Source organism: Streptomyces sp. NBC_00190, from assembly GCF_036203305.1.
Classification (GTDB): Bacteria; Actinomycetota; Actinomycetes; order Streptomycetales; family Streptomycetaceae; genus Streptomyces.
This window is the reverse complement of record NZ_CP108131.1, coordinates 4,326,256-4,349,169: the sequence shown is the minus strand read 5'-3', so window position 1 is coordinate 4,349,169 and position 22,914 is coordinate 4,326,256. Positions and strand designations below refer to the sequence as shown.

Genomic DNA, 22,914 nt, shown 5'->3' with positions numbered 1-22,914 from the left:
CTCGCTCCTGCTTTCGTGCTTGTTCGTACAAGGGTTGTTCCGATCTACCGGGATGCTCAGTCGAGTCCCAGTTCCGCCCGGAACTGCGTTCGTGACTCCTCAGGCAGAGAGCGGTAGTCACTCCAGATCTGCTCCAGGCGGCTGAACTCCCGCTGGTCGGCCGCCACCCAGTCGGACAGTACGCCGCGCTCGGCTGAGTCGAGGGAAGCGGCTGCCGTGAGCACCTTGTCCAGATCCACCGCGAGCGACCTGCCTCCCACCCTGCACCGCTTGCACTCGGTGACCAGTTCCGTGGCTTTGGTGCCGTCCGGCTTCACTACTTCTCTGCGCGCGATGTCGAGCTGGGCTGCCTCGTAGGTGCCGGCGTAGGTATCGCCGGGGGCGATACCGCAGGAACGGCACATGTACCCGTCCCTAGCCAGCACCTCACGCCGACGCCCTGCGCCGATCGCGATCGTGCCTGCCCTGCGGGTCGCGCGACCCGGCTCCCAGACGGGGTCACCAGGCTTCACAAAGCGCTGCTCGTGAGAGTCCAATCCCACGTCTTCCCTGCTGGTGTCGATGCGCCAACCGAAATCCCGGAGGTCTCGCATGCGGCGGTCGACTTGGGACACCCCGGGAAAGGCGGCTCGCAGCTCCTCCTTGGTAAAGGTGCTGCCTTCGCCCACTTCAGAGACCAGCCAAAGGGCCACGCGCTTCATCGTTCCGAGGCCGGCATCCTGCCAGGACGGCATGACATCTCCATTCGCGGGCCTCCCGGCGGGAGGCCCTGGGTGGCACAGGTGAGCAGGGGACTGGGGACTGGGGACCTTCATTCCTAGCACGACCCCACCCCCTTATTCCAGCGGTTATCAATCTTTACTCAAACAAGGAAAGAAAGCGGCTCCGTAAAGATCCGTTTTGCCACCATTTGTCGGCATCAAAGGCGACAAATCACTCCTCTAAAAGTAGTCAGGGAAAAGCGCGGAATTTTGCACCCCCGGGCTGGTGAGTGGCTAGGCTTCAGGTGATCACCGGTTCTCCATGGGCAATCTCGGGCGAGCGGAAGGGTTCGTTTGGCGTGCCATCACTTGGATCGATTAGCACCACCTGTGCACCTGAGGCCACGGAAGAGGTTCAGGCATTTGCCAACGCCCTCAAACGCCTCATCCACCACGTCCGCCCTGGCGATACGATGGCACTGAAGGCGAAGGCGCTGCGCATCTCGCCGCCACTCCTCTCTCACTGGCTCAACGGGCGGCGGCTTCCGCGTCCGGCGGCCATAGAAGAGCTGTCCGGGTTGGCACTGGGAGGGATGGCGGGTGATCGAGATATTGCCGCACTGGTCCATGAGTTCACGGCACTCGGGTCACTCCTCCAGGACGCACGGCGGTCGATCTGCCGCCGATGCACGGGTGGCTGCACCTGCAGCGGGACGCGAAGCGAGGGGGACCGGCGCAACAGTTCCTGCAGCACCCCTGCCGACAAGGGGGACCGGCGCAACAGCACAGCGCCGCCGAACCCGGATTTACCCGCACACCTGGCGACGATGACGGAGGCCGATCGCAAGACTCATCTGCAGAATCTGGTGGCGGCACTGAGCGAAGGGGATGTTGGCATATATGCCGACATCCTTGCACGTGCAGGAATGAAGACCGAAATGGAAGTCCTGATCCGTTCAGCAGAATCGGCCGGGAGGGACTCGACGGAAATCGCAATCATCCTCGGCAGACTCCGCTAGCATCTCGAATGATTTGACTCCCACCCGAACCACGAACAAGGAACACATATGTCCAGTGACAAGTGCGAGGGGTTCTCCCGCCCTCTTTATAGCCACTGCCGCGCACCCCCCGGCAGCGCAGGGAAGGCTCGGCCTTAAGGGTCTGGAAACCACGACCGAGACCTCCCCTGCCGGAACGCCCGTTAGATCGATGACCAACTAGGAGTTCCATCTTGAATAGTAAGGCCCTCCTGGCCTGGCTGGCCAGGAAGATCAAGGCTGTCTGCCTGCGGCTCCGCGCTGCCGCCGACGGCGCGGGACGCGTCGGTCCCCTGTGGGAGAAGACGCGTCGCCGGCTTCGCTTCCTTCGCTGGACGCTGGTGATCCAGATCCTCAAGGGAGCCGCCTTCGCCGGCGGCGGCATCATCATCCAGGTGCTGGCCACTCGCCTCCTCAACCGCTGAAGCCGATTCCCCAGCTGCCGCCCGCACCTGCCGCGGAGAGCCGACGACGGCCGACCAGTCGCCGTGTGGGCGACGGCGAGCGGGACAACCAGGCGGGTGCGGTGGCTGACCGTCCAGCAGCACCTCGTCGGGGTGCTGCTGGACGATACGCGCCCCTGGGAGAAATCTGGGGGAAGATCTTCTCCCGACGTTGTCCGAGTGCTCGCCCAGACCAACGCACACCAAGGTCGTGACCTGCGCACATATGGCCCACGCCAAGTCTGGACCTGGACCGGACCTCATTCGGGATGGAGAGGTCATGGGTTCAAATCCCCACCCCGACAGAGTAAGATCAGGTCAAGGGTTTGATCCGCATCGCGGGTCAGGCCCTTCCTGCGTCTTCGGTGATCGTTCGGAGGAATCCGGGAGACGATTCCGGTCGGCTTTCCCCGGGCTGCCTCCCGTCGGCAAGCGCCCGAAGCGCGCGGTCCGTTGGTCTCCGCGCACTCACGACAGGACAGGTCCGCTCCGCCATGCTCGCCAACACCCCGTCGCAGTGGCCGCGCGTCCCGCGCCGTCGTCCGTCCTGGCTCTCGCCGAAGGTGCTGCGGACCGAGGTGCTCGGCGGGCTCGTGGTCGCGCTCGCGCTGATACCCGAGGCCATCTCCTTCTCGATCATCGCCGGGGTGGACCCGGCGATCGGTCTGTTCGCCTCGTTCACCATGGCCGTGACGATCGCGGTCGTCGGCGGGCGGCCGGCGATGATCTCCGCCGCGACCGGCGCGGTCGCGCTGGTCATCGGCCCGCTGAACCGGGAGCACGGATTCGGCTACCTGGTCGCCGCCGTCATCCTGGCGGGCGTCTTCCAGATCGTGCTCGGCGCGCTCGGCGTGGCCCGGCTGCTGCGCTTCGTGCCGCGCTCGGTGATGGTCGGCTTCGTCAACGCCCTCGCCATCCTGGTCTTCCTGGCGCAGGTGCCCGAGCTCCGGGACGTGCCGTGGGCCGTGTACCCGCTCGTCGCGGCCGGGCTGACGCTGATGGTGTTCTTCCCGAAGGTCACCACCCTGGTCCCCGCGCCGCTCGTGTCCATCGCCATCCTCACCACCATCACCGTCGCCGCCGGTATCGCCGTGCCGACGGTCGGCGACAAGGGGGCGCTGCCGTCGGCGCTGCCGGTGCCGGGGCTGCCGGACGTGCCGTTCACCCTGGACACGCTGACGACGATCGCCCCGTACGCCTTCGCCATGGCACTGGTCGGGCTGATGGAGTCGCTGATGACGGCGACGCTCGTCGACGAGATCACCGACACCCGCTCCAACAAGACACGGGAGTCCGTCGGGCAGGGCATCGCGAACATCGTGACCGGGTTCTTCGGCGGCATGGGCGGCTGCGCGATGATCGGCCAGACGATGATCAACGTGAAGGTGTCGGGGGCCCGGACCCGGCTGTCGACCTTCCTCTCGGGCGTCCTGCTGATGGTGCTGTGCATCGTCTTCGGGCCGGTCGTCTCCGAGATCCCGATGGCCGCGCTGGTCGCCGTCATGGTGATGGTCTGCTTCGCGACCTTCGACTGGCACTCGATCGCGCCGAAGACGCTGAAGCGGATGCCGGCCGGTGAGATCACCGTCATGATGATCACGGTGGCGTGCGTGGTGGCGACCCACAACCTGGCCGTCGGCGTGATCGCCGGATCGGTGACCGCGATGGTCATATTCGCCAAGCGCGTCGCGCACCTGGCGGACGTCACCTCGGTCACCGACCCCGACGGGTCCCACGTCGTCTACTCGGTCACCGGAGAGCTGTTCTTCGCCTCCTCCAACGACCTGGTGACGCGGTTCGACTACGCGGGAGACCCGGACAAGGTCGTCATCGACCTGTCCTCGGCCCACATCTGGGACGCCTCGACCGTCGCGGCCCTGGATGCCATCGAGACGAAGTACGCCCAGCGCGGCAAGACCGTCGAGATCACCGGCCTGAACGAGCACAGCGCCCGCATCCACCGCACGCTGAGCGGCGAACTCTCCCCCGGACACTGAGGTCAAGATCCTCATCTCCGTCTTTCCGCTACACCGGCGGAGTGACGGGCATCGTCACCCCGGCAGCCACACGCACCGATCGACGGGCCGGGGGACATGACCAGTCATCAGTTGCAGTTCCTCTTCATCGACATCGCACTCATACTCGCCGCGGCGCGGGGGCTCGGGCACCTGGCGGCCCGGGCCGGCCAGCCCGCGGTCATCGGGGAGATCATCGCCGGCGTGCTGCTGGGCCCGACGCTGCTCGGAGGCCCTCTGAGCGAGACCCTGCTGCCCTCCGAGGTACGTCCCGTGCTCGCCGGGATGGCCAATCTCGGCGTCGCCCTGTTCATGTTCGCGGTCGGTCTGGACATCGACGGCGCCACGCTCCGGGCCAACGGCCGGGTGACCGCCGCGGCGGCCCTCGGCTCGTCGGCCGTGCCGTTCCTCCTCGGCATCGGGCTCGCCTTCGTCCTGATGCGCGGCCATGAGAGCACCGATCCCGCGGCGTTCGCCGTCTTCATCGGACTGTCCGTCTCGGTCACCGCGTTTCCGGTGCTCGCCCGCATCCTCACCGACCGGGGGCTGAGCCGGACCGCGGTGGGCGGGATCGCACTGGCCACGGCGGCCGTCGTCGACGTGGTCGCGTGGGCGGCGCTCGCCGGGGTCAACGCCTCCGTCGGCGCCGGGGACGGCCACTGGCCGGTCCTTCTCGTACCGCCCTACCTGCTGGTCATGCTGTTCGCGGTGCGGCCCCTGCTGCGCCGGTACCTGGCACCCGGCGGCGAGGCGAAGCCCTTCACCTCGCTGCGCTTCGCGGTCGTCCTGACGGGGGCGCTGCTGTCGGCCGCCGCCACCGAGGCCATGGGCATGCACCACATCTTCGGCGCGTTCCTCTTCGGCCTCGTCCTGCCCCGGGAGGGGACGCGGGCGCTGCGCGAGGACCTCCACGCACGCACGGGCCATCTCACGGGGCTGCTGCTTCCCGTCTACTTCGTGGTCGCCGGCTTCCAGGTGGACCTGGGGGGCATCGGCCTGCCCGGGCTCGCGGAGCTCGCCCTGATCATGCTGGTGGCCGTCGGGGGCAAGTTCGGCGGCACCTATCTCGCCGCCCGCTCCCAGAAGCTCCCGCACGGCTCCGCCGCGACCTTGGCGTCCCTGATGAACACCCGGGGATTCACCGAGCTGGTGATCCTCGGGGTCGGACTGAAGCTGGGCCTGCTGGACGGATCCCTGTACTCGATGATGGTGGTCATGGCGGTGGTCACCACGATGATGACCGGCCCGCTGCTGTCCCGTTTCCAGCCCGGGGCGCCCGCGCCCCGCGACCGGGTCGCCACCCCCGCGGGCTCTGTCTAGGCCCCGGGCGGCGGGGGACCGCCGAGCGTGGCGAGTTCGGCACCGGCCAGGGTGAGGAACTCCGTGGTGAGGCCCGGGTCCGTACCGCGGGCGGCGGCCGTCGCGTCGAGGTGGGCGAGGACCTCGGCGACCGTGGCGAACGGGCCGACCGGGCGCAGCAGCCAGAGGCGGCCGAGGGGTCGGGGCGGGAGGCCGAGGGCGGCGAGGGCCGTGTCGGTCTCGCCGTCGAGGCCGTGCAGGTCGGCCTCGGGCAGCGGGGCGCATTCCACGCCGGTGATGTGGCCGTGGCCGTCGAGCGAGGTCTCCACCGCCCAGTGGGTGGAGCGGTCCGGGATCCAGGTGCGGGCCGCCGGGGGCCATACGTACGGGAGGAACGCCCAGCGCAGCCCCTCGGGCGCCGGCTCCCAGCCGAGGGCCTCCAGCTCCCGGATCTCGGGCAGCCGGTCCGGCTCCAGTTCGCTGCGGCCGGAGCGGCGCAGTGCGAGCGGGTGCGGAGTTCCGTCCTCGTCCCACGACATGCGGGCACGCTATCCGACGCGGTCGCGGATGTGGGTGACCTGCGGGGTGGCGGTGCCCGTGACTAAGCGGCCTCGGGGACGTGCCCTACTTCCCCGAGGCCGCTTAGGCATCGCTTAGGCACCCCCTCATGCGAAGAACGCCCTCAGCGCCGGGGCCAGGGCGGCCGGGTCGACGTCGTGCGTCTGCCCTTCCAGGGTGCGGTGCCGGGCGGTCGGCAACAGCTCGGCAAGGGCCTTGGCCCCCGCCTGCAGCGAAGGATCGCTCGCGCCGCCCCCGACGGCCAGCACGGGGATCCGTACCGACGCCCAGCGGTCCGCGGGGAGCGGGCGGCCGGACATGGTGTCGCCCATGACGGCGCCGTCGTACGGGAGGGTGTGGGCCACGGAGCAGAGCCGGTCCCAGGTGGCGGCGTCGGCACGCATGGGGGCGAGGTACGCGGCGGGGATGCCGACGGCCGCGGTCATGAAGACCTCGACGGCGGCGCCCCGGTCGCCCCGCGCCAGCGCGGCGTGCAGGCGGTCGAGGTAGTCCGCGGGGAGCGGCGGCCGCGAGTCGTCGAGGACGAACGGGGGCTCGTACAGGGCGAGCGCGGAGATCGGGACCCCGTGGGCGGCCGCTTCCAGGGCAAGCACCGCACCCGAGGACATGCCCATCACGAAGGCGCGGCCGTCGGGCGTGGCCGTCCCCTCGATGACGGCCGTCAGGTCCTCGAACTCGCGGGCCACGTCGTAGGCGGCGCCGTCACCGCTGTCGCCACGGCCGCGGCGGTCGTAGGTCACCACCGTGAAGCGGTCGCCGAGCAGGCGGGCGAGCTCGACCCACTTGGGGTCGTCGCGGACCTGGAAGGCACCGCCGACGAGGACGAGGGCAGGGCCCTCGCCGGTCCAGTCGCAGGCGATGACGGTTCCGTCACGGGATATGACCTTCTGCATCACGAACCCCCTCATATGCACATGTGGACGCCGTCCACTTCCCACCCGTAGGCTATACCTGGAAAGTGAACGCTGTCCACATCTGAATCCGGAGAGGACCCGCATGTCCGCCACGACACCCTCCGCCGAGCCGCCTCCGCGCAAGCGCAGCACCTACCGGCACGGCAACCTCCGCAACGCCCTCCTCGACGCGGCGCTGGAGCTCGCTCGCGAGGGCGGGCCCGACGCCGTCTCGCTGCGCGAGGTCACCCGGCGCGCCGGCGTCTCGCCCAACGCCGCCTACCGGCACTTCGCCGACCGCGCGGCCCTGGTGCACGGGGTCTCGCAGGCGGCCATGGCCCGGGTGGCGCTCACGATGGAGGACGAGATCGCGCGGGCGACCGCCGACGTGGCACACGCGGGCGACGCGGACGGCCCCGCCGTCGCCCGCGCCCGCTTCCGCGCCGTCGGGACCGGTTACATCCGCTTCGCCGTGACCGAGCCCGGGCTCTTCCGCACCGCGTTCCACGTCCCGGCCGACATGGCCTACGCCACCGACACCACCGCCGCCGGGGAAGGCGGACTGACCCCGTTCGAGCTGCTGGGCGCCGCCCTGGACGGCCTCGTTGCGACGGGCCTGCTGCCCGCCGAACGCCGCCCGGGCGCGGAGTTCCTCGCCTGGTCGGCGGTGCACGGACTGGCCGTGCTGATGATCGACGGCCCCCTCCGCGGCGTCACCGAGGCCCAGGCCCACGACGCCGGCCAGGACCTGATCGGCATGATCGAGCGCGGGCTGTGACAGCCCGCTCTCAGCCCTGCCGGCCGAACCGGTCCAGCGGGTTCGCCGCGATGCGGGTGGCCGCGCCGCCCGCGACGTAGGCGGCCGCCGCGCACTCGGGCTTGCGCTTCGCCTGGTCCTCGACGAGCGCGAGGAAGGACGGGCCGAAGTCGCCCCGGGGGTACGCGGCGAGCAGGTCCGCCGTGAACGACGGGTCGAACTCGCCGACGCGCAGGCCCGACACGTCGGCGCTCGTGCCGACCTGGAGCAGGTGGCTCTCCACGTCCTCGGCCGCGCTCACGTCGTCCCGCATGTGCAGGACGATCACCTCTTCGGCGCGGGCCCGGCGGGCCGCCGGCCAGCCCAGACCCGCCGTCAGCACGCGCGCGACATGGCCGCCCGCCTCCTCGAAGGGCAGGGTGTGGCTGTCGAACGGCGCGGTCAGGCCCAGGTCGTGGACGAGGGCCGACACGTAGAAGAGCTCCGCGTCGTACGCGAGGCCGTGCACGCCGGCGTACCGAGCGCCGAAGGCGTACGAGCGGACCGAGTGGTTGAGGAGGTCCGCGTCCGCGTACTCCGACGCGATCTCCAGGGCGGCGCGGGCTGAATCGGTGTCGAGCGTCCATGTCATGGGGCGTCAGCGTAGGCTCCGGGCGAAGTCGACGTCCGACGGGGGCTCCCCCGGCCAGTACAGCCGGGCCGGCGCGGGCGGGGTCTCGGCGATGACGGTGCCGCGCGAGACGACGTACCGGGGGCGGACCTGGCGGCGGATCGCCTCCTCGGGCGTCGGGGCGGGGAGCAGGACGAAGGAGGCGGGGGCGCCCTCAGTGATGCCGTACTCCGCGTCCGACAGGCCCAGGACCCGCGCCGCACGCTCCGTCACCATCGAGAAGGCCAGCGGGATCTCGTCCGCTCCGGTGAGCTGGGCGGCGTACAGCCCGACCAGGGCGGTCTGGAGCGGGTTGCCGGTGCCGAGCGCGTTCCACGGGTCCATCACGTCGTCGTGGCCGAAGGCCACATTGACCCCCGCCGCCAGCATCTCCTTGACCTGGGTGAGGCCGCGCCGCTTGGGATAGGCGTCGAAGCGGCCCTGGAGGCCCAGGTTGGCGAAGGGGTTGGAGACCAGGTTGATGCCGGAACGGGCGAGCAGGTGCTGGAGTTTGAAGCTGTACGCGCCGTTGTAGGAGCCCATCGCCGTCGTGTGGGAGGCCGTGGCGCGCTCGCGCAGGCCCGTACGCAGCGCGAGGGTGGCCAGTACTTCCACGAAACGGGATTGCTCGTCGTCGATCTCGTCGCAGTGGGCGTCCACGCGCAGGCCGTTCTCCTCGGCCAGCGCGAAGGCCGTCCGCAGCGAGGCCACGCCGTCCTCGCGGGTGTCCTCGAAGTGCGGGATGGCGCCGACGACGTCCGCGCCGCGCGCGATCGCCTCCCGCAGCAGCGCCTCGCCGCCGGGGAAGGAGACGATGCCCTCCTGCGGGAAGGCCACGATCTGCAGGGTCATGACGTCCCGGAGCCGGTCGCGCAGTTCGAGCAGCGCGTCGAGCGCGGTGAGGGCCGGGTCGGTGGTGTCGCAGTGGGCGCGCACGTGCAGCACCCCCTGCGCCGCCTGCCAGCGCAGCACCTCGGTGGCCCGCGCGAGCACGTCCTGACGGGTCAGGGTCCGCTTGCGCTCGCTCCAGCGGGCGATGCCCTCCCAGAGGGTGCCGGAGACGTTCGGACCCGGTTCCCCCGCCGTCAGGGCCGTGTCGAGATGGATGTGCGGCTCGACGAAGGGGGCGGTCAGGAGGCAGCCGTGGGCCTCGATGAGGGTGCCCGTGGCCGGTGGCTCCTTCTGGTCGTCGTACGGGATCACCCGCGCGATCCGGCCGTCCTCGGCGACCTCGACGTCGGACAGGCCATCGGTGTGGAGCAGCCGGGCGCCCCGGACGATCATCCGCATGCCGCCACCGTAGGCCGTGTCCGGGCGGTCTTCGAGGACCTGCGGACTCAGCCGCGCTTGGCCTGGGCCTTCTGCTGCATGCCGCGCGTCTTCGCGGAGAGCGACTGCACGTCCCTGACCGCGGCCTTGGCGCGCGCCTCGGCCGCCGTGTTCTTCGCCATCGCGGTCTCGGAGTCCTGGTGGGCGTGGTGGCCGTGGTGACCGGTCCGGGCCTTCTTCGCCATGATCGTTCCTCCTTGGGCTACGGGTTCCACTGTGCGCCCGTACGGAGCAGTCGGCATCCCGGCGGACGCTGCGGCCACAATGGGCGCATGACCAGCGACAGCGAGATCACCCCCGAGATGCCCGACTGGGAGAAGCGGTTCCGGGCCCCGCGCGTCGGGCTGCCCGACTGGGCCGAGGACGCCCCGGACCGTTCGCTCTTCGTCTCCAACGCGACCGGGACCTTCGAGCTCTACGCCTGGGACCGCGCCACGGGCGCCCAGCGGCAGGCCACCGACCGCCCCAACGGGACCACCGACGGCACCCTCTCCCCCGACGGCGAGTGGATCTGGTGGTTCTCCGACACCGACGGCGACGAGTTCGGCACCTGGGTGCGCCAGCCGTTCGCGGGCGGCCCCGACGAGCCGGCCACCCCGGGCCTGGAGCCCTCCTACCCCGCCGGGCTCGCCATCGGGCGGGACGGCACGGCGGTCGTCGGGCGCTCCACCGACGAGGAGGGCTCCACGATCCACGTCGTACGCCCCGACGGCTCGGCGCCCGCCGTGATCTACCGGCACCGCGAGTCCGCCGGGGTCGGCGACCTGTCCCGCGACGGGACGCTGATCGCCGTCGAGCACACCGAACACGGCGACGCGATGCACTCCGCGCTGCGCGTGCTCACCCTCGACGGGACCACCGTCGCGGAGCTGGACGACTCCCTGGGCGGGACCGAGGAGCTGGGCCTGGAGGTACTGGGCTTCGCGCCGGTCGCGGGCGACACCCGGCTGCTGGTCGGCCACCAGCGGCGCGGCCGCTGGGAGCCGATGGTCTGGGACGTGGCCACGGGCGCCGAGGAGGAACTCGCGATCGGCCTGCCGGGCGACGTGAGCGCCGAGTGGTACCCGGACGGCTCCGCCCTGCTCATCGCGCACGGCTTCGAGGCGCGCAGCGAGCTCTGGCGCTACGACCTGGCCGCGCGGGACCTCGTACGCGTGGACACGCCGCCGGGGACGGTGTCGGGTGCGACGGCGCGCCCCGACGGGACGGTCGAGTACCAGTGGTCCTCGGCTGCCGAGCCCTCGGCCGTACGGTCCACCGCGGGCGGGATCGTCCTGGACCCTCCCGGTTTCCGGCCGCCCGGCTCGGTACCGGTCGAGGACGTGTGGGTGGAGGGCCCCGGCGGGCGGATCCACGCCCTCGCGCAGCGCCCCGCCGGCCACGGCGAAGGCCCCTTCCCGACGGTCTTCGAGATCCACGGCGGGCCCACCTGGCACGACAGCGACGCCTTCGCGGCGGCCCCGGCGGCCTGGCTGGACCACGGCTTCGCGGTCGTGCGGGTCAACTACCGGGGCTCGACCGGCTACGGCCGCGAGTGGACGGACGCCCTCAAGCACCGCGTCGGCCTGATCGAGCTGGAAGACATCGCCGCGGTCCGCGCATGGGCGGTGGCTTCCGGCCTGGCGGACCCGGCGCGCCTGGTGCTGTCGGGCGGCTCCTGGGGCGGCTACCTGACGCTGCTGGGGCTGGGCACGCAGCCGGACGCGTGGGCGGTGGGCCTGGCCGCCGTGCCGGTCGCGGACTACGTGACGGCCTACCACGACGAGATGGAGGCGCTGAAGTCCCTGGACCGCACCCTCTTCGGCGGTACGCCGGAGGAGGTCCCGGACCGCTTCGAGGCGTCCTCGCCGCTGACGTACGTCGACGCGGTGAAGGCCCCCGTGCACATCGCGGCGGGCGTCAACGACCCCCGCTGCCCGATCCGGCAGATCGACAACTACGTGGACCGGCTGGCGGCACGCGGCGGGGTGCACGAGGTGTACCGGTACGACGCCGGGCACGGCTCACTGGTCGTGGAGGAGCGGATCAAGCAGGTCCGGATGGATCTGGAGTTCGCGCTCAAGCACCTGCCGCGCTGACCCACCGGCGGGATGGCCGGTGCACCCCCGTACGGTGGTGGGGTGCACCGGTTTCTCCTGACCCCGCGCTGGTGGGGGATCAACGTCTTCGTCGCGCTCGCCGTCCCCTTCTGCCTGTTCATGGGGTCGTGGCAGCTCGGCCGCTTCGAGGACCGCGTCGACAGCCACCGGGAGGCGACCGCCGAGCGGCCCGCCGACCAGGGGCCCGAGCCGCTGGAATCGCTCCTTCCGGTGGACAAGAGGACCTCGGGAAAGCTCGCCTACGCCTCCGGTGAGTACGGCGAACAGCTGCTGGTCCCCGAGCGGCGCCTGGACGGCGCGACCGGCTTCTACGTGCTGACCCTGCTGAAGACCGACTCGGGCAAGGCCGTCCCGGTGGTCCGGGGCTGGCTGCCGGGAACGGCCGACCCTGCGAAGGCCCCGGCCGCGCCGACCGGCCGGGTCGAGGTCACGGGCGCCCTCCAGGCCTCGGAGAACTCCGGTACGAAGGGCGTCCACGCCCAGGGCGGCCTCCCGGCGGGGCAGCTCGGGGTGATCGGGGCCGCCTCGCTGGTCAACCTCGTCCCGTACGGCGTGTACGACGCCTGGCTGACCGTGCAGAACCCCTCCGACGGGCTGACCCCGGTCCCCGCACAGGCCCCGAACGGCACCGGGCTCGACCTGAAGGCCTTCCAGAACCTCGGCTACACCGGCGAGTGGTTCGTCTTCGTCGCCTTCGTGCTCTTCATGTGGCTCCGCCTCTACCGCCGCGAGATCGAGACCCTCCGGGACACCGAGGCGGGTCTCCTCGCGGCGGAGCCGGCACAGACGGCGGAGACGGCAGCGCCGACGGCAGCGAAGACCGCCTAGCCGTACCGGCCCGCCGGTACGGCTACGGCTTGGGCGCGTCCACCGGGATCGCACCCGTGCGGTACACCGTCCCCGTGCACGCCTCGGGGATCGTCGTCTGCGTCGTCGGGGATCCCGCCTGCGGCGTGTGGGACACCGCCACACCCGCCGCCGCCGGAGCCGTGGTGTCCGTCCGCGGCTCGGGCGTGTCCGCCGCGATCCCGGAAGCCCCCGCCGTGTCCCCGGACTGGGCCGGCGGCTTCGTGCCCGTCACCTGGCTCGGCGCGGGGCACGGCTCGCCCGACGGCACGAACGCGAACTGGACCTCGTACGCCGTGTTCGGCTGGAGCACCAGCACCGGCGCCTCTGCCGACGGATCGGGCAGCAGCCCGCTCGCCGGGTCGCCCGCCGTGTGGCCGACCACGCTGACCCCGGCGCCCGCTCCGGTCGACGTACCGGCCGCGGCGGCCGCCCTCACCGTGCCCGCGCCGGTGACGGTACAACCGTGCGCCGAGACGTTCGTGACCTTGAAACTGCCGTACACCTTGCCGTCGGCCCGCGGGGCGCGGGCCGAGCCCACCACGCCCAGCTGGTCGGCGCCGCACCCGGGCGCCCCCGGCACGGCCGTCGGCGGCTGGGGACCTGTGCCCGCCACCGGATCCGGGCCGACGCCGCCCGGGCCCTGCGTCACTCCACCGGACGGGACGCCGCCCGCCGTCGGGTCCGGCTGCCCGGTGGCGCCGCCCGCGTCGTGGGCGGCGCCGACGGAGCGGGTGGCCCTGGGCTGGGCCCCGGCGCCGTTCAGGTGCGGGTCGGACGGCACGGCGGCGGGCTTCCCGCCGGGCTCCCCGTGCCCGGCCATGGCCGAGTGGTCGGTGGCGCTGCCCTCCGCGGCCGTCAGGTGCAGCGCGGCCGGGATCGCCGTCCCGGCGAGCAGGGCGACGGCCGCGGCGCCGACGCAGACCTGCCGCTTGAGGGCCCTGCGCGCGGGGACGGCGCACCGCAGCCGCTCCAGCGCGCCCTCGGAGGGCTCCAGGCCCTCGACGGCCCCGTGCAGCAGGCCCCGCAGCGCCTGCTCCTCGCTCGCCCCGCCCGGAGGAGTGTGGTCGTCCATCATGACTGCGCAGCCTCCATCGCCACCCGCAGCGCGGCAATGCCCCGCGATCCGTACGCCTTCACCGAGCCGAGCGACACCCCGAGCGTCTCGGCGACCTGGGCTTCCGTCATGTCCGCGAAGTAGCGCAGCACGAGCACCTCTCGCTGGCGGCGCTGCAGTCCGCGCATCGCCTTGATCAGATCGTCCCGCTCCAGCTGGTCGTACGCGCCCTCCTCGGCGCTCGCCATGTCCGGCATCGGCTTCGACAGCAGCTTGAGGCCGAGGATGCGCCGGCGCAGGGCGGACCGGGAGAGGTTCACGACGGTCTGGCGCAGGTACGCCAGCGTCTTGTCGCGGTCGCGCACCCGGTTCCGGGCCGAGTGCACGCGGATGAACGCCTCCTGGACCACGTCCTCGCAGGAGGCCGTGTCGTCGAGGAGCAGCGCGGCGAGGCCCAGGAGCGAGCGGTAGTGCGCCTGGTAGGTCTCCGTGAGGTGGTCGACGGTGGTGCCGGCCACGACCTCGGCCGCCGGCTCCGTCACCGCCTCGGCCGCGGCCTCCGCCGGAGCTCCGGGCGTCTCGTTCTTCTCGCTCCCGGCCTCGTCAGCGCTGTCGCGCGGCGTGGGCACGCGGCCGCCCGGGGTCGGTACGGCGTCCCGTGCGGGTGCCTCGGACTGCCCCGTCGGCGGGACGGGAACGATCACGGGAAGACCGTCGCCGGGCGCACGGGAACTCCGGCGCGGCGGGACGATCCCGATGCGCGCCGGTACGACGGCCAGTTCGAGCAGTGCCTCTGCCACGCCTGTAGGACACGCGTCCCCCCGTCAGGGTTGTACGCGCGACGCAGCCTCACCAGCAATATCCCGATTGCCCTCATGCGTACCCGCTCTTCCCGCTTGCCCCGTCTTTCGAGACGGCAGTCGGGCCATCACCTTGATCAAGGGATCAGCACCGATCCTACAAAGCGAATTACGCAAATTCACCCGCGATCAGTTCCGCGATCTGAGTGGCATTCAGGGCCGCGCCCTTGCGGAGATTGTCGGCGCACACGAAGAACTCCAGCGAGCGCCGGTCGTCGAGCGAGGCCCGCACCCGTCCCACCCAGGCCGGATCCGTACCGGCGGCGTCCGCCGGCGTCGGGAACTCCCCCGCCGCCGGGTCGTCCACGAGGACCACGCCCGGCGCGGCCTCCAGGATCTCCCGGGTGTGCGGGGCGTCCACCTCGTTCTCGAACCGGGCCCGCACGGTCAGGGAATGCCCGGTCACCACGGGCACCTGTACGCAGGTCACGGCGATCGGCAGCTCCGCCAGGTCCAGGATCCGGCGGGTCTCCGCCCGTACGGCCAGCTCGTGCGAGGACCAGCCGTCCTCGCGCAGCTCACCGGACCACGGCACGACGTTGAGCGCCAGCGGAGCGGCGAAGGGCCCGGTGTCCTCGCCCACCGCGCGGCGGACGTCGCCGGGGTGCTCCCCGAGGGAGGTCCCGGCGACCAGCGACAGCTGGCGGCGCAGCACCTCGGAGCCGGCCCGGCCGGCGGCGCCCGCGGCCTGGTACGAGGAGACGGTCAGCTCGGCCAGACCGTACTCGGCGTGCAGCGCGCCCAGGGCCGCGATCATCGCGGCGGTCACGCAGTCGGGACCGGCGACGATGCCGCGCGGCCGCATCCGTACGGCGTGCGCGTTGACCTCGGGCACCACCAGCGGCACCTCGGGATCTTCCCGGAAGGCGGCTGACTGGTCCACGACGACGGCCCCGCGCGTGGTGACGACGGGAGCCCAGCGGGCCGAGACCTCGGCCGGGGTGAGGAAGATCGCGACGTCGCCCGGCCCGAGGCCGTCGAAGGCGTCCTCGGTGAGGGCGAGCACCTCGCTCTCCTCCGCGCGGACGGCCAGCACCCGGCCGGCCGAGCGCGCGGAGGCGATCAGGCGTATGTCGCCCCAGACGTCCGCCCGCTGGGACAGGATCTGGAGCAGGACGGAGCCGACGGCTCCGGTCGCCCCGACCACGGCGAGCGCCGGGCCGGAGGACCGGGCGCGGTTCATCGTCCGGTGCCTCCGTAGACGACGGCCTCGTCGCTGTCGGAGTCGAGGCCGAAGGCCGTGTGCACGGCGCGGACGGCCTCGTTGACGTCGTCCTGGCGGGTCACGACCGAGATGCGGATCTCGGAGGTCGAGATCAGCTCGATGTTGACGCCCGCGTCGGACAGCGCCTGGAAGAAGGAGGCGGTGACGCCCGGGTTCGTCTTCATGCCCGCGCCGACCAGGGAGATCTTGCCGATCTGGTCGTCGTAGCGCAGCGACTCGAAGCCGATGGCGCCCTTCGCCTTCTCCAGGGCGTCGATGGCCTTGTGGCCCTCGGCCTTGGGGAGGGTGAAGGAGATGTCGGTGAGGCCGGTGGAGGCCGCCGACACGTTCTGCACGATCATGTCGATGTTGATCTCGGCGTCCGCGATGGCGCGGAAGATCGCCGCGGCCTCGCCCGGCTTGTCCGGGACGCCGACGACCGTGATCTTGGCTTCGGAGACGTCGTGAGCGACTCCGGAGATGATGGCGTGCTCCACCTGCTCGTCCCCTTGCGGCTGTTCGTTGCTGACCCAGGTTCCGCGCAGTCCCGAGAAGGACGAGCGGACGTGGATCGGGATGTTGTATCGGCGTGCGTACTCGACACAGCGGTGCAGCAGCACCTTGGAACCGGAGGCGGCGAGCTCCAGCATGTCCTCGGACGAGATCCAGTCGATCTTCCGGGCCTTCTTCACGACGCGGGGGTCCGCGGTGAAGACGCCGTCGACGTCCGTGTAGATCTCGCAGACCTCGGCGTCCAGCGCCGCGGCCAGCGCGACGGCGGTCGTGTCCGAGCCGCCCCGGCCGAGGGTGGTGATGTCCTTGGAGTCCGCGGACACGCCCTGGAAGCCGGCGACGATGGCGATGTTGCCCTCGTCCAGCGCGGTGCGGATACGGCCCGGCGTGACATCGATGATGCGCGCTTTGTTGTGGACCGAGTCGGTGATCACGCCTGCCTGGCTACCGGTGAACGACTGGGCCTCGTGACCCAGGTTTTTGATCGCCATGGCCAGCAGGGCCATGGAGATCCGCTCTCCGGCGGTCAGCAGCATGTCGAACTCACGCCCGGCAGGCATCGGGGATACCTGCTCGGCGAGATCGATCAGCTCGTCCGTCGTGTCGCCCATCGCGGAAACCACGACGACCACCTGGTGGCCGTTCTTCTTGGCGTCCACGATCCGCTTGGCGACGCGCTTGATGCCCTCGGCATCGGCTACGGAGGAGCCTCCGTACTTCTGCACGACAAGGCCCACGTGCGCTCCTCGCTCAGTCCGTCTCATTGCTGGTGCAGTCTAACGAGCAGCCGCGATCCGACCGCTTCGTACCGCATCATGAGACGAAAAGATCACAGCACACGTTCCCCGCGTCGGGGCCTTCACTTGCGGCCGAGTCCGCCGAGTTCCTCGGCCATGACCTGTCCGGCCTGTTCCGCGAGGTCATCCTCGGCCAGGTCCTCGTCCGTGTCCAGGCCGTCCAGGGCCGCCAGCGGCTGGTCCAGGCGTACGTGGGCCACCAGCGACTGCAGGGCGCGCAGGATGGCGGAGGCCGTCGGGCCCCAGTTGGTGAAGTACGAGAACTGCCACCACCACAGCGCCTCGGTGGTCCGGCCCGCCCGGTAGTGGGCCAGCCCGTGCCGCAGGTCCGCCACCACGTCGGCCACGTCGTCCGAGATCCGGTGCGCGACCGGGGCCTTGCGCGGCTCGTACGGGTCGAAGACCTCGGAGTACACGTCGACCGGCTCCAGCATGTACGCGAACCGCTCGCGCAGCTCGTCGACATCCGGCTCGGGGCCCAGGTCGGGCTCGTAGCGCTCGTCGGGCAGCACGTCCTGGTACGCGCCCAGCCGGCCGCCCGCCAGCAGCAGCTGGGACACCTCCAGGAGGAGGAAGGGCACCGCGCTGTCCGGGTCCTCGCCCTTGGCCACCTCGGTGACCGCGACGATGAAGGACTCGATCTGGTCCGCGATCTGGACGGCGAAGTCGTCCGGATCCTGTCCCAGGGCGTGCAGCGTTGCGTCAGACATCGAGAAGTCGCCTTCCTTCAAAGGCCCGCCCGAGCGTGACCTCGTCCGCGTACTCCAGATCTCCCCCGACGGGGAGCCCGCTGGCCAGGCGGGTGACCTTCAGGCCCATGGGTTTGATCATGCGGGCGAGGTAGGTGGCGGTCGCCTCGCCCTCCAGGTTCGGGTCGGTGGCGAGGATCAGCTCGGTCACCTCGCCGTCCGCCAGGCGCGCCAGCAGCTCGCGGATGCGCAGGTCGTCGGGGCCGACGCCCTCGATCGGGCTGATCGCTCCGCCGAGGACGTGGTACTTGCCCCGGAACTCGCGGGTCCGCTCGATCGCGACGACGTCCTTCGGCTCCTCCACGACACAGATGACCGTGGTGTCGCGGCGCGGGTCACGGCAGATGCCGCACCGTTCCTCCTGCGCCACGTTCCCGCACACCGCGCAGAACCGGACCTTGTCCTTCACCTCGAGCAGCGCGTGCGCGAGGCGTCGGACGTCGGTGGGCTCGGCCTGCAGGATGTGGAAGGCGATCCGCTGCGCGCTCTTGGGCCCGACGCCGGGCAGCCTGCCCAGTTCGTCGATCAGGTCCTGGACCACGCCTTCGTACAACGGACTGCCTTCTTTCGGTTTTCGGTGCGGATGCGGGAGGGGACTAGAACGGGAGGCCGGGAATGCCGCTGCCGCCGCCCAGGCCCTGGGCGAGGGGGCCCAGCTTCTGCTGCTGGAGCGCCTGGGCATTCTCGTTGGCGGCCTGGACCGCCGCGACCACCAGGTCGGCGAGCGTTTCCGTGTCCTCGGGGTCCACGGCCTTCGGGTCGATCACCAGTGCGCGCAGTTCACCGGAGCCGGTGACGGTCGCCTTGACCAGACCGCCTCCGGCCTGGCCCTCGACCTCGGCCTGGGCAAGCTCCTCCTGGGCCGCGGCGAGGTCCTGCTGCATCTTCTGGGCCTGCTGGAGCAGCTGCTGCATGTTGGGCTGGCCACCACCGGGAATCACAGGTCACTCACTCCGTACAGTCGGGACGCGCGGTCGGGACGCTTGGTCAATCCGAGCCTACGTGCTCCCCGGGCGCTGCGCCCTACGCCGTGAGGACCAACTCTTTCGAGTGAGAGTCGGGGCGTGCGCGTACCTGCTGGAGCCCTCCTTGTGAGCGGAAATCCCGGGATTCGTTGTCCATCGCGCGTCATTCGAAGGTAGGAAGAGCATGCGCACCATTGCGCACACGCGCACCACCACACGTCAGCGCAGGCAGAGGGAGTGCCGGGTGAGCCAGCCGGAGATGCAGCCCGAGGGGCCACCCCGGGATCCCCGGGAGGAAGGCGGCGGGCCGATGGCGGCCGGCGATCTGACCGGCCGGCCGTTCCCCCTCGGGGACTGGGGCGAGCCCGCCGAGCGCCTCGACGAGCTCTACCGCCGGGTCGAGGACGACGCGCTGCGCACGGCCGAGTGGTATCTGTCCGACCGGGCCTGGAAGCGCCGGGGCGCGCGCGTCCTGCGCGGCGGGGCGGCGTTCGGCGCCGTCACGGGCGCCGCCATGCCGCTGCTGGAGCTGACGGGCTCGGCGCCGGGCGCGACGGCGTACGGGTTCCTCGCGCTGCTGCTGGGCGCGGCCTGCCTGGGATGCGACCGGTTCTTCGGCCTGACGTCCGGCTGGATGCGGGACGTCGCCACCGCGCAGGCGGTCCAGCGCCGTCTGCAGACGCTCCAGTTCGACTGGGCTTCGGAGAACGTTCGGGAGGTGCTCGGCCCGACGGAGGGCACGGCGAGCGAGGCCGCCGAGCGCTGCCTCACGGTGCTGCGGCGCTTCTCGGAGGACGTGACGGAGCTGGTCCGCTCCGAGACCGCGGAGTGGATGGTGGAGTTCAGCTCCGGCCCCGCACCGCTGGTGATGCAGTCCCTGGGCGCCGTCGGCGCCCGCTCGGACGCGTACATCCCCCCGGCGCGCTTCCCGCTCCCCCCGGGCACCCGCCCGAACATGCCGCGCCAGCGCCCGCCGGAACAGCCCCGCTGACCCGGGGCTGTTTCCCGGGGCGTGGCTGACCCGGGACGGGCCACGGGGAGAGGGCCGGCGGCGACCAGCTGCGCGCAGCGGCCCCCGCGCCCGCACCCCCCGGGGCCGGCTCAGCTGAAAATGATCATCGAGCCCTGGCCGAGGCTCCGCGTCGCGGCCGCGTGCAGCCCCAGCCAGACGTGCCGCTCACGTGCGAAGGGGTTGTCGTCGTACGGAATCGGCCCCGCGGGCTCCTCCAGGGACGTCGGCCGCCTCGGCGGAGCCGGCGCCGCGGGCGGGTTCGCCGGGTCTATCCCGATGGCCGGGCCCACGAAGGCCAGCTCCCGCAGCAGCCCCTGTGCGGACCCCAGCGGACCCCCTCCGGCCAGCAGCTCCTCGTTCGCCAGCGGAACCGCGAAGTCCACGGGAACGTACGCCCCGGCGTGGTCGTAGTGCCACACCAGATGTGACTGCTGCGCCGTGGGCTCGAACATCTCCAGCAGCTGCTCGTAGTCACCGCCCAGCTCGTCCACCGGGGTCACCGGCAGCCCGCAGATCTGGAGCAGGTACGCCCGCCGCAGGAAGTGCAGGGCGTCGTAGTCGAAACCCGCGACGGGGGCGACGTCCCCGCTCAGGCCCGGCATGTAGGCGAACACGGGCACGGACGGCAGTCCGGCCTCTCCCAGCGCCTTGTCGTACGAGGCGATCTCTTCCGCGAACGGATTGTCGGGGCTGTGGCACAGCACGTCGACAAGGGGGACCAGCCACAGGTCACAGGCCACGCGGGCTCCGATCAGTCGTTGGCGCCGATCCGGCCAGAGTAGTGGGCCGAACACCCTCCGCGAAGGGGTGCGCAGAACCCGGTCCACGTTGGGTGACGCCATGGGCACGACAGGGTGCCGCGGCGTCCGGCCCGGCGCGGTTGCTACAGTCCGGCGGCCCAGGCCAGGGCGTGCTGGTTGTAGCCCCGCACGATGCTCCGTACGGCGTCCGCGTCCGCGAGGGTCACCGCGTCCACCAGGTCGCTGTGCCCGTCCCACAGCGCCGCCCGCAGCTGCTGCGGATCGCGCTGGAGGTGGGGTACGGCGAAGACCCAGCACTGCACGCGGATGCGGTGCAGGAACTCGGAGATGTAGGTGTTGCCGACCAGCCCGCTCAGCTCCCGCCAGAAGCGGAGGTCGTAGCCGATCAGTACTTCGAGCGAACCGCTCTGCGCGGCCCGCCGCGCCTCGTCGGCGCGGCGGCGCACGGAGACCAGCGGCTCGCCGGAGCCGAGGTCGGTGCCGCGCTCGGCGAGCCTGCGGAAGATCCCGTCCACGACCAGCGCGCGGGCCTCGATCATTCCGCGGAAGTCGTCCACGGAGAGGATCCGCACGCGAAAGCCCCGGTGCTGGACCAGTTCGAGCAGCCCCTGGGCCGAGAGGTCGACGAGCGCCTCGCGGACCGGGGTCGCGGAGACCTCGTACTGCTCGGCGATCTGCTTGACGGTGAACTCGGTTCCCGGCGGCAGGCGTCCCGCGAGCACCTCGTCACGCAGCGCGTCCGCGATCTGCTGGCGAAGTGTGTTGCGGGTGACAGCTCCGCTGCCTGGCATAGGGGTCCGTCTCCTCTGTAGAACTCCGGACACCATAGGCCAGACAGCGAGGCTGAAACCGAGCGGTTTGTGATCGTTATGTGGATGTCCGACCCGTTATGCGGACGAGAACCACACAGACCCGCGGACCCGGACCGGGCCCTGCCCTCCGGATCGGCCCGTCAGGCGGTGGTGTGGCGGTCGGCGACCGTCAGCGCCTCGTCCAGGAGAGCCAGGCCCTCCTTCGCCTCCGCCTCGGTGATGGTGCACGGCGGGACGACGTGGGTGCGGTTCATGTTGACGAAGGGCCACAGGCCGGACGCCTTGCAGGCCGCCGCGAATTCGGCCATCGGCGTGTTGGCCGCGCCCGCCGCGTTGTAGGGGACGAGGGGCTCGCGCGTCTCCTTGTCCCGTACGAGTTCCAGCGCCCAGAAGGTGCCCAGACCGCGGACCTCGCCGACGGAGGGGTGGCGCTCGGCGATCTCGGCGAGCGCCGGGCCGATCACGTCCTCGCCGAGGCGAGCGGCGTTCTCGACGACACCCTCTTCCTCCATCGTGTTGATCGTCGCGACGGCGGCGGCACAGGCCAGGGGGTGGCCGGAGTACGTGAGTCCGCCCGGGTAGGGGCGCGTGGCGAAGGTCTCGGCGATCGCGGCGGAGATGGCGACGCCGCCGAGCGGCACGTACCCGCTGTTCACGCCCTTGGCGAAGGTGATCAGGTCGGGGGTGACCCCCCAGTGGTCGGCGGCGAACCACTTGCCGGTACGGCCGAAGCCGGACATGACCTCGTCCAGGATGAAGACGATGCCGTGGCGGTCGCAGAGTTCGCGCACACCCGCGAGGTAGCCGGGCGGCGGGGTCATGATGCCGGCGGTGCCGGGCACGCTCTCCAGGATGATCGCCGCGATGGTCTGCGGCCCCTCGAAGGCGATGGTGTCGGCGAGGTGGGCGAGGGCGCGGGCGCACTCCTCGGCCTCGGTGGTGGCGTGGAAGGCGGAGCGGTAGAGGTACGGGCCCCAGAAGTGCACGACGCCGGCGGCGGCCGTGTCGGAGGGCCAGCGGCGCGGGTCGCCGGTGAGGTTGATCGCGGCGGCGGTGGCCCCGTGGTACGAGCGGTAGGTGGAGAGCACCTTGGCGCGGCCGGTGTGCAGCCGGGCCATGCGGACGGCGTTCTCGACGGCCTCGGCGCCGCCGTTGGTGAAGAAGATCTTGTCCAGGTCGCCGGGGGTCCGCTCGGCGATGAGGCGTGCGGCCTCGGAGCGGACGTCGACGGCGAAGCCGGGCGCGAGGGTGCAGAGCCGTGCGGCCTGCTCCTGGATCGCTGCGACGACCTTGGGGTGCTGGTGGCCGATGTTGGTGTTGACCAGCTGGGAGGAGAAGTCGAGGTAGCGCTTGCCGTCGTAGTCCCAGAAGTACGACCCCTCGGCCCCGGCGACGGCGAGGGGGTCGATCAGGGCCTGGGCGGACCAGGAGTGGAAGACGTGCTTGCGGTCGGCGTCCTTCACTGCGGCGAGGGTGTGCGAGGCGACATGAGGGGTCATGGCGTCACGCTAGAAGTGCGCAGGTGGGAAGGGATATC

At 71.4% G+C, this 22,914-nt stretch carries 24 protein-coding genes; 8 read left to right on the top strand and 16 right to left on the bottom strand.

The features are described 5' to 3' along the window. Positions 1-56: 56 nt before the first annotated feature. Positions 57-734, bottom strand: coding sequence for a hypothetical protein (locus OG429_RS21025; protein ID WP_328926841.1), 678 nt, complete (start codon positions 732-734; stop codon positions 57-59). Positions 735-1,006: 272 nt separating this feature from the next. Here OG429_RS21025 and OG429_RS21020 point away from each other — a divergent pair, with 272 nt between their 5' ends. From OG429_RS21020 to OG429_RS21005, 4 genes are all read left to right on the top strand, one after another. Next, positions 1,007-1,720, top strand: coding sequence for a hypothetical protein (locus OG429_RS21020; protein WP_328926840.1), 714 nt, complete (start codon positions 1,007-1,009; stop codon positions 1,718-1,720). A 212-nt stretch (positions 1,721-1,932) separates the two neighbouring features. Further along, a complete protein-coding gene (locus OG429_RS21015; RefSeq protein ID WP_328926839.1) occupies positions 1,933-2,163 on the top strand; it encodes a hypothetical protein in 231 nt (76 codons plus the stop codon). 512 nt (positions 2,164-2,675) lie between these two features. After that, positions 2,676-4,178 carry a SulP family inorganic anion transporter gene (locus OG429_RS21010; RefSeq protein WP_328926838.1) on the top strand — a complete coding sequence of 501 codons (1,503 nt, stop codon included), beginning with the start codon at positions 2,676-2,678 and terminating at the stop codon, positions 4,176-4,178. A 96-nt stretch (positions 4,179-4,274) separates the two neighbouring features. Continuing rightward, positions 4,275-5,516, top strand: coding sequence for a cation:proton antiporter domain-containing protein (locus tag OG429_RS21005; RefSeq protein WP_328926837.1), 1,242 nt, complete (start codon positions 4,275-4,277; stop codon positions 5,514-5,516). Here OG429_RS21005 and OG429_RS21000 read toward each other — a convergent pair. Both OG429_RS21000 and OG429_RS20995 read right to left on the bottom strand, forming a co-directional pair. After that, positions 5,513-6,034 carry a DUF5956 family protein gene (locus OG429_RS21000; protein ID WP_328926836.1) on the bottom strand — a complete coding sequence of 174 codons (522 nt, stop codon included), beginning with the start codon at positions 6,032-6,034 and terminating at the stop codon, positions 5,513-5,515. The genes OG429_RS21005 and OG429_RS21000 overlap by 4 nt on opposite strands. A 126-nt stretch (positions 6,035-6,160) precedes the next feature. Next, positions 6,161-6,967: an alpha/beta fold hydrolase gene (locus OG429_RS20995; protein WP_328926835.1), complete on the bottom strand. Its 807-nt coding sequence runs from the start codon at positions 6,965-6,967 to the stop codon at positions 6,161-6,163. A gap of 103 nt (positions 6,968-7,070) precedes the next feature. Here OG429_RS20995 and OG429_RS20990 point away from each other — a divergent pair, with 103 nt between their 5' ends. Then, the gene (locus OG429_RS20990; protein WP_328926834.1) at positions 7,071-7,745 is read left to right on the top strand and encodes a TetR/AcrR family transcriptional regulator; all 675 of its coding nucleotides are present in this window, start codon (positions 7,071-7,073) and stop codon (positions 7,743-7,745) included. Between the two features lie 10 nt (positions 7,746-7,755). Here the strand turns inward: OG429_RS20990 and OG429_RS20985 are convergent, their stop codons facing one another. The 3 genes from OG429_RS20985 to OG429_RS20975 are packed head-to-tail and all read right to left on the bottom strand — an operon-like array spanning position 7,756 to position 9,887. After that, positions 7,756-8,355, bottom strand: coding sequence for a cyanamide hydratase (locus OG429_RS20985; RefSeq protein ID WP_328926833.1), 600 nt, complete (start codon positions 8,353-8,355; stop codon positions 7,756-7,758). Between the two features lie 6 nt (positions 8,356-8,361). Further along, positions 8,362-9,663 (bottom strand): cytosine deaminase, encoded by a 1,302-nt coding sequence (gene codA / locus OG429_RS20980; protein ID WP_328926832.1) that lies wholly within the window; start codon positions 9,661-9,663, stop codon positions 8,362-8,364. A 47-nt stretch (positions 9,664-9,710) separates the two neighbouring features. Further along, on the bottom strand, positions 9,711-9,887 hold the full coding sequence (locus OG429_RS20975) for a hypothetical protein (RefSeq protein WP_328926831.1): 177 nt from the start codon (positions 9,885-9,887) through the stop codon (positions 9,711-9,713). Between the two features lie 87 nt (positions 9,888-9,974). On the opposite strand from OG429_RS20975, the gene OG429_RS20970 reads away from it, so the two are divergent. Both OG429_RS20970 and OG429_RS20965 read left to right on the top strand, forming a co-directional pair. After that, positions 9,975-11,780, top strand: a complete 1,806-nt coding sequence (locus tag OG429_RS20970) for a S9 family peptidase (RefSeq protein WP_328926830.1) — start codon at positions 9,975-9,977, stop codon at positions 11,778-11,780. 42 nt (positions 11,781-11,822) lie between these two features. Then, positions 11,823-12,629 carry an SURF1 family protein gene (locus OG429_RS20965; protein WP_328926829.1) on the top strand — a complete coding sequence of 269 codons (807 nt, stop codon included), beginning with the start codon at positions 11,823-11,825 and terminating at the stop codon, positions 12,627-12,629. A gap of 22 nt (positions 12,630-12,651) precedes the next feature. Here the strand turns inward: OG429_RS20965 and OG429_RS20960 are convergent, their stop codons facing one another. From OG429_RS20960 to OG429_RS20930, 7 genes are all read right to left on the bottom strand, one after another. After that, positions 12,652-13,725, bottom strand: coding sequence for a hypothetical protein (locus tag OG429_RS20960; RefSeq protein WP_328926828.1), 1,074 nt, complete (start codon positions 13,723-13,725; stop codon positions 12,652-12,654). Next, entirely contained in the window at positions 13,722-14,504 is a 783-nt protein-coding gene (locus OG429_RS20955) for a SigE family RNA polymerase sigma factor (RefSeq protein ID WP_328926827.1), read from the bottom strand. Before OG429_RS20955 ends, OG429_RS20960 begins: the two co-directional genes overlap by 4 nt. A gap of 169 nt (positions 14,505-14,673) precedes the next feature. Continuing rightward, positions 14,674-15,747 (bottom strand): aspartate-semialdehyde dehydrogenase, encoded by a 1,074-nt coding sequence (locus OG429_RS20950; RefSeq protein WP_328926826.1) that lies wholly within the window; start codon positions 15,745-15,747, stop codon positions 14,674-14,676. After that, positions 15,744-17,018, bottom strand: coding sequence for an aspartate kinase (locus OG429_RS20945; RefSeq protein ID WP_328926825.1), 1,275 nt, complete (start codon positions 17,016-17,018; stop codon positions 15,744-15,746). The genes OG429_RS20950 and OG429_RS20945 overlap by 4 nt, the downstream gene beginning before the upstream one ends. Positions 17,019-17,140: 122 nt before the next feature. Then, positions 17,141-17,788: a DUF5063 domain-containing protein gene (locus tag OG429_RS20940; RefSeq protein WP_328926824.1), complete on the bottom strand. Its 648-nt coding sequence runs from the start codon at positions 17,786-17,788 to the stop codon at positions 17,141-17,143. Then, a complete protein-coding gene (gene recR, locus OG429_RS20935) occupies positions 17,781-18,380 on the bottom strand; it encodes a recombination mediator RecR (RefSeq protein ID WP_030010802.1) in 600 nt (199 codons plus the stop codon). The genes OG429_RS20940 and recR overlap by 8 nt, the downstream gene beginning before the upstream one ends. 43 nt (positions 18,381-18,423) lie before the next feature. Next, positions 18,424-18,768, bottom strand: coding sequence for a YbaB/EbfC family nucleoid-associated protein (locus OG429_RS20930; protein WP_078892798.1), 345 nt, complete (start codon positions 18,766-18,768; stop codon positions 18,424-18,426). A 268-nt stretch (positions 18,769-19,036) separates the two neighbouring features. Here OG429_RS20930 and OG429_RS20925 point away from each other — a divergent pair, with 268 nt between their 5' ends. Next, on the top strand, positions 19,037-19,783 hold the full coding sequence (locus tag OG429_RS20925; protein WP_328926823.1) for an SLATT domain-containing protein: 747 nt from the start codon (positions 19,037-19,039) through the stop codon (positions 19,781-19,783). A 110-nt stretch (positions 19,784-19,893) separates the two neighbouring features. On the opposite strand, the gene OG429_RS20920 is transcribed toward OG429_RS20925, so the two are convergent. The 3 genes from OG429_RS20920 to OG429_RS20910 all read right to left on the bottom strand — a co-directional run bounded on the left by OG429_RS20920 (position 19,894) and on the right by OG429_RS20910 (position 22,876). Further along, on the bottom strand, positions 19,894-20,544 hold the full coding sequence (locus OG429_RS20920) for a hypothetical protein (RefSeq protein ID WP_328926822.1): 651 nt from the start codon (positions 20,542-20,544) through the stop codon (positions 19,894-19,896). 143 nt (positions 20,545-20,687) lie between these two features. After that, the gene (locus OG429_RS20915; RefSeq protein ID WP_328926821.1) at positions 20,688-21,356 is read right to left on the bottom strand and encodes a GntR family transcriptional regulator; all 669 of its coding nucleotides are present in this window, start codon (positions 21,354-21,356) and stop codon (positions 20,688-20,690) included. 161 nt (positions 21,357-21,517) lie between these two features. Then, positions 21,518-22,876, bottom strand: coding sequence for an aspartate aminotransferase family protein (locus OG429_RS20910; protein ID WP_328926820.1), 1,359 nt, complete (start codon positions 22,874-22,876; stop codon positions 21,518-21,520). Positions 22,877-22,914 lie beyond the last annotated feature (38 nt).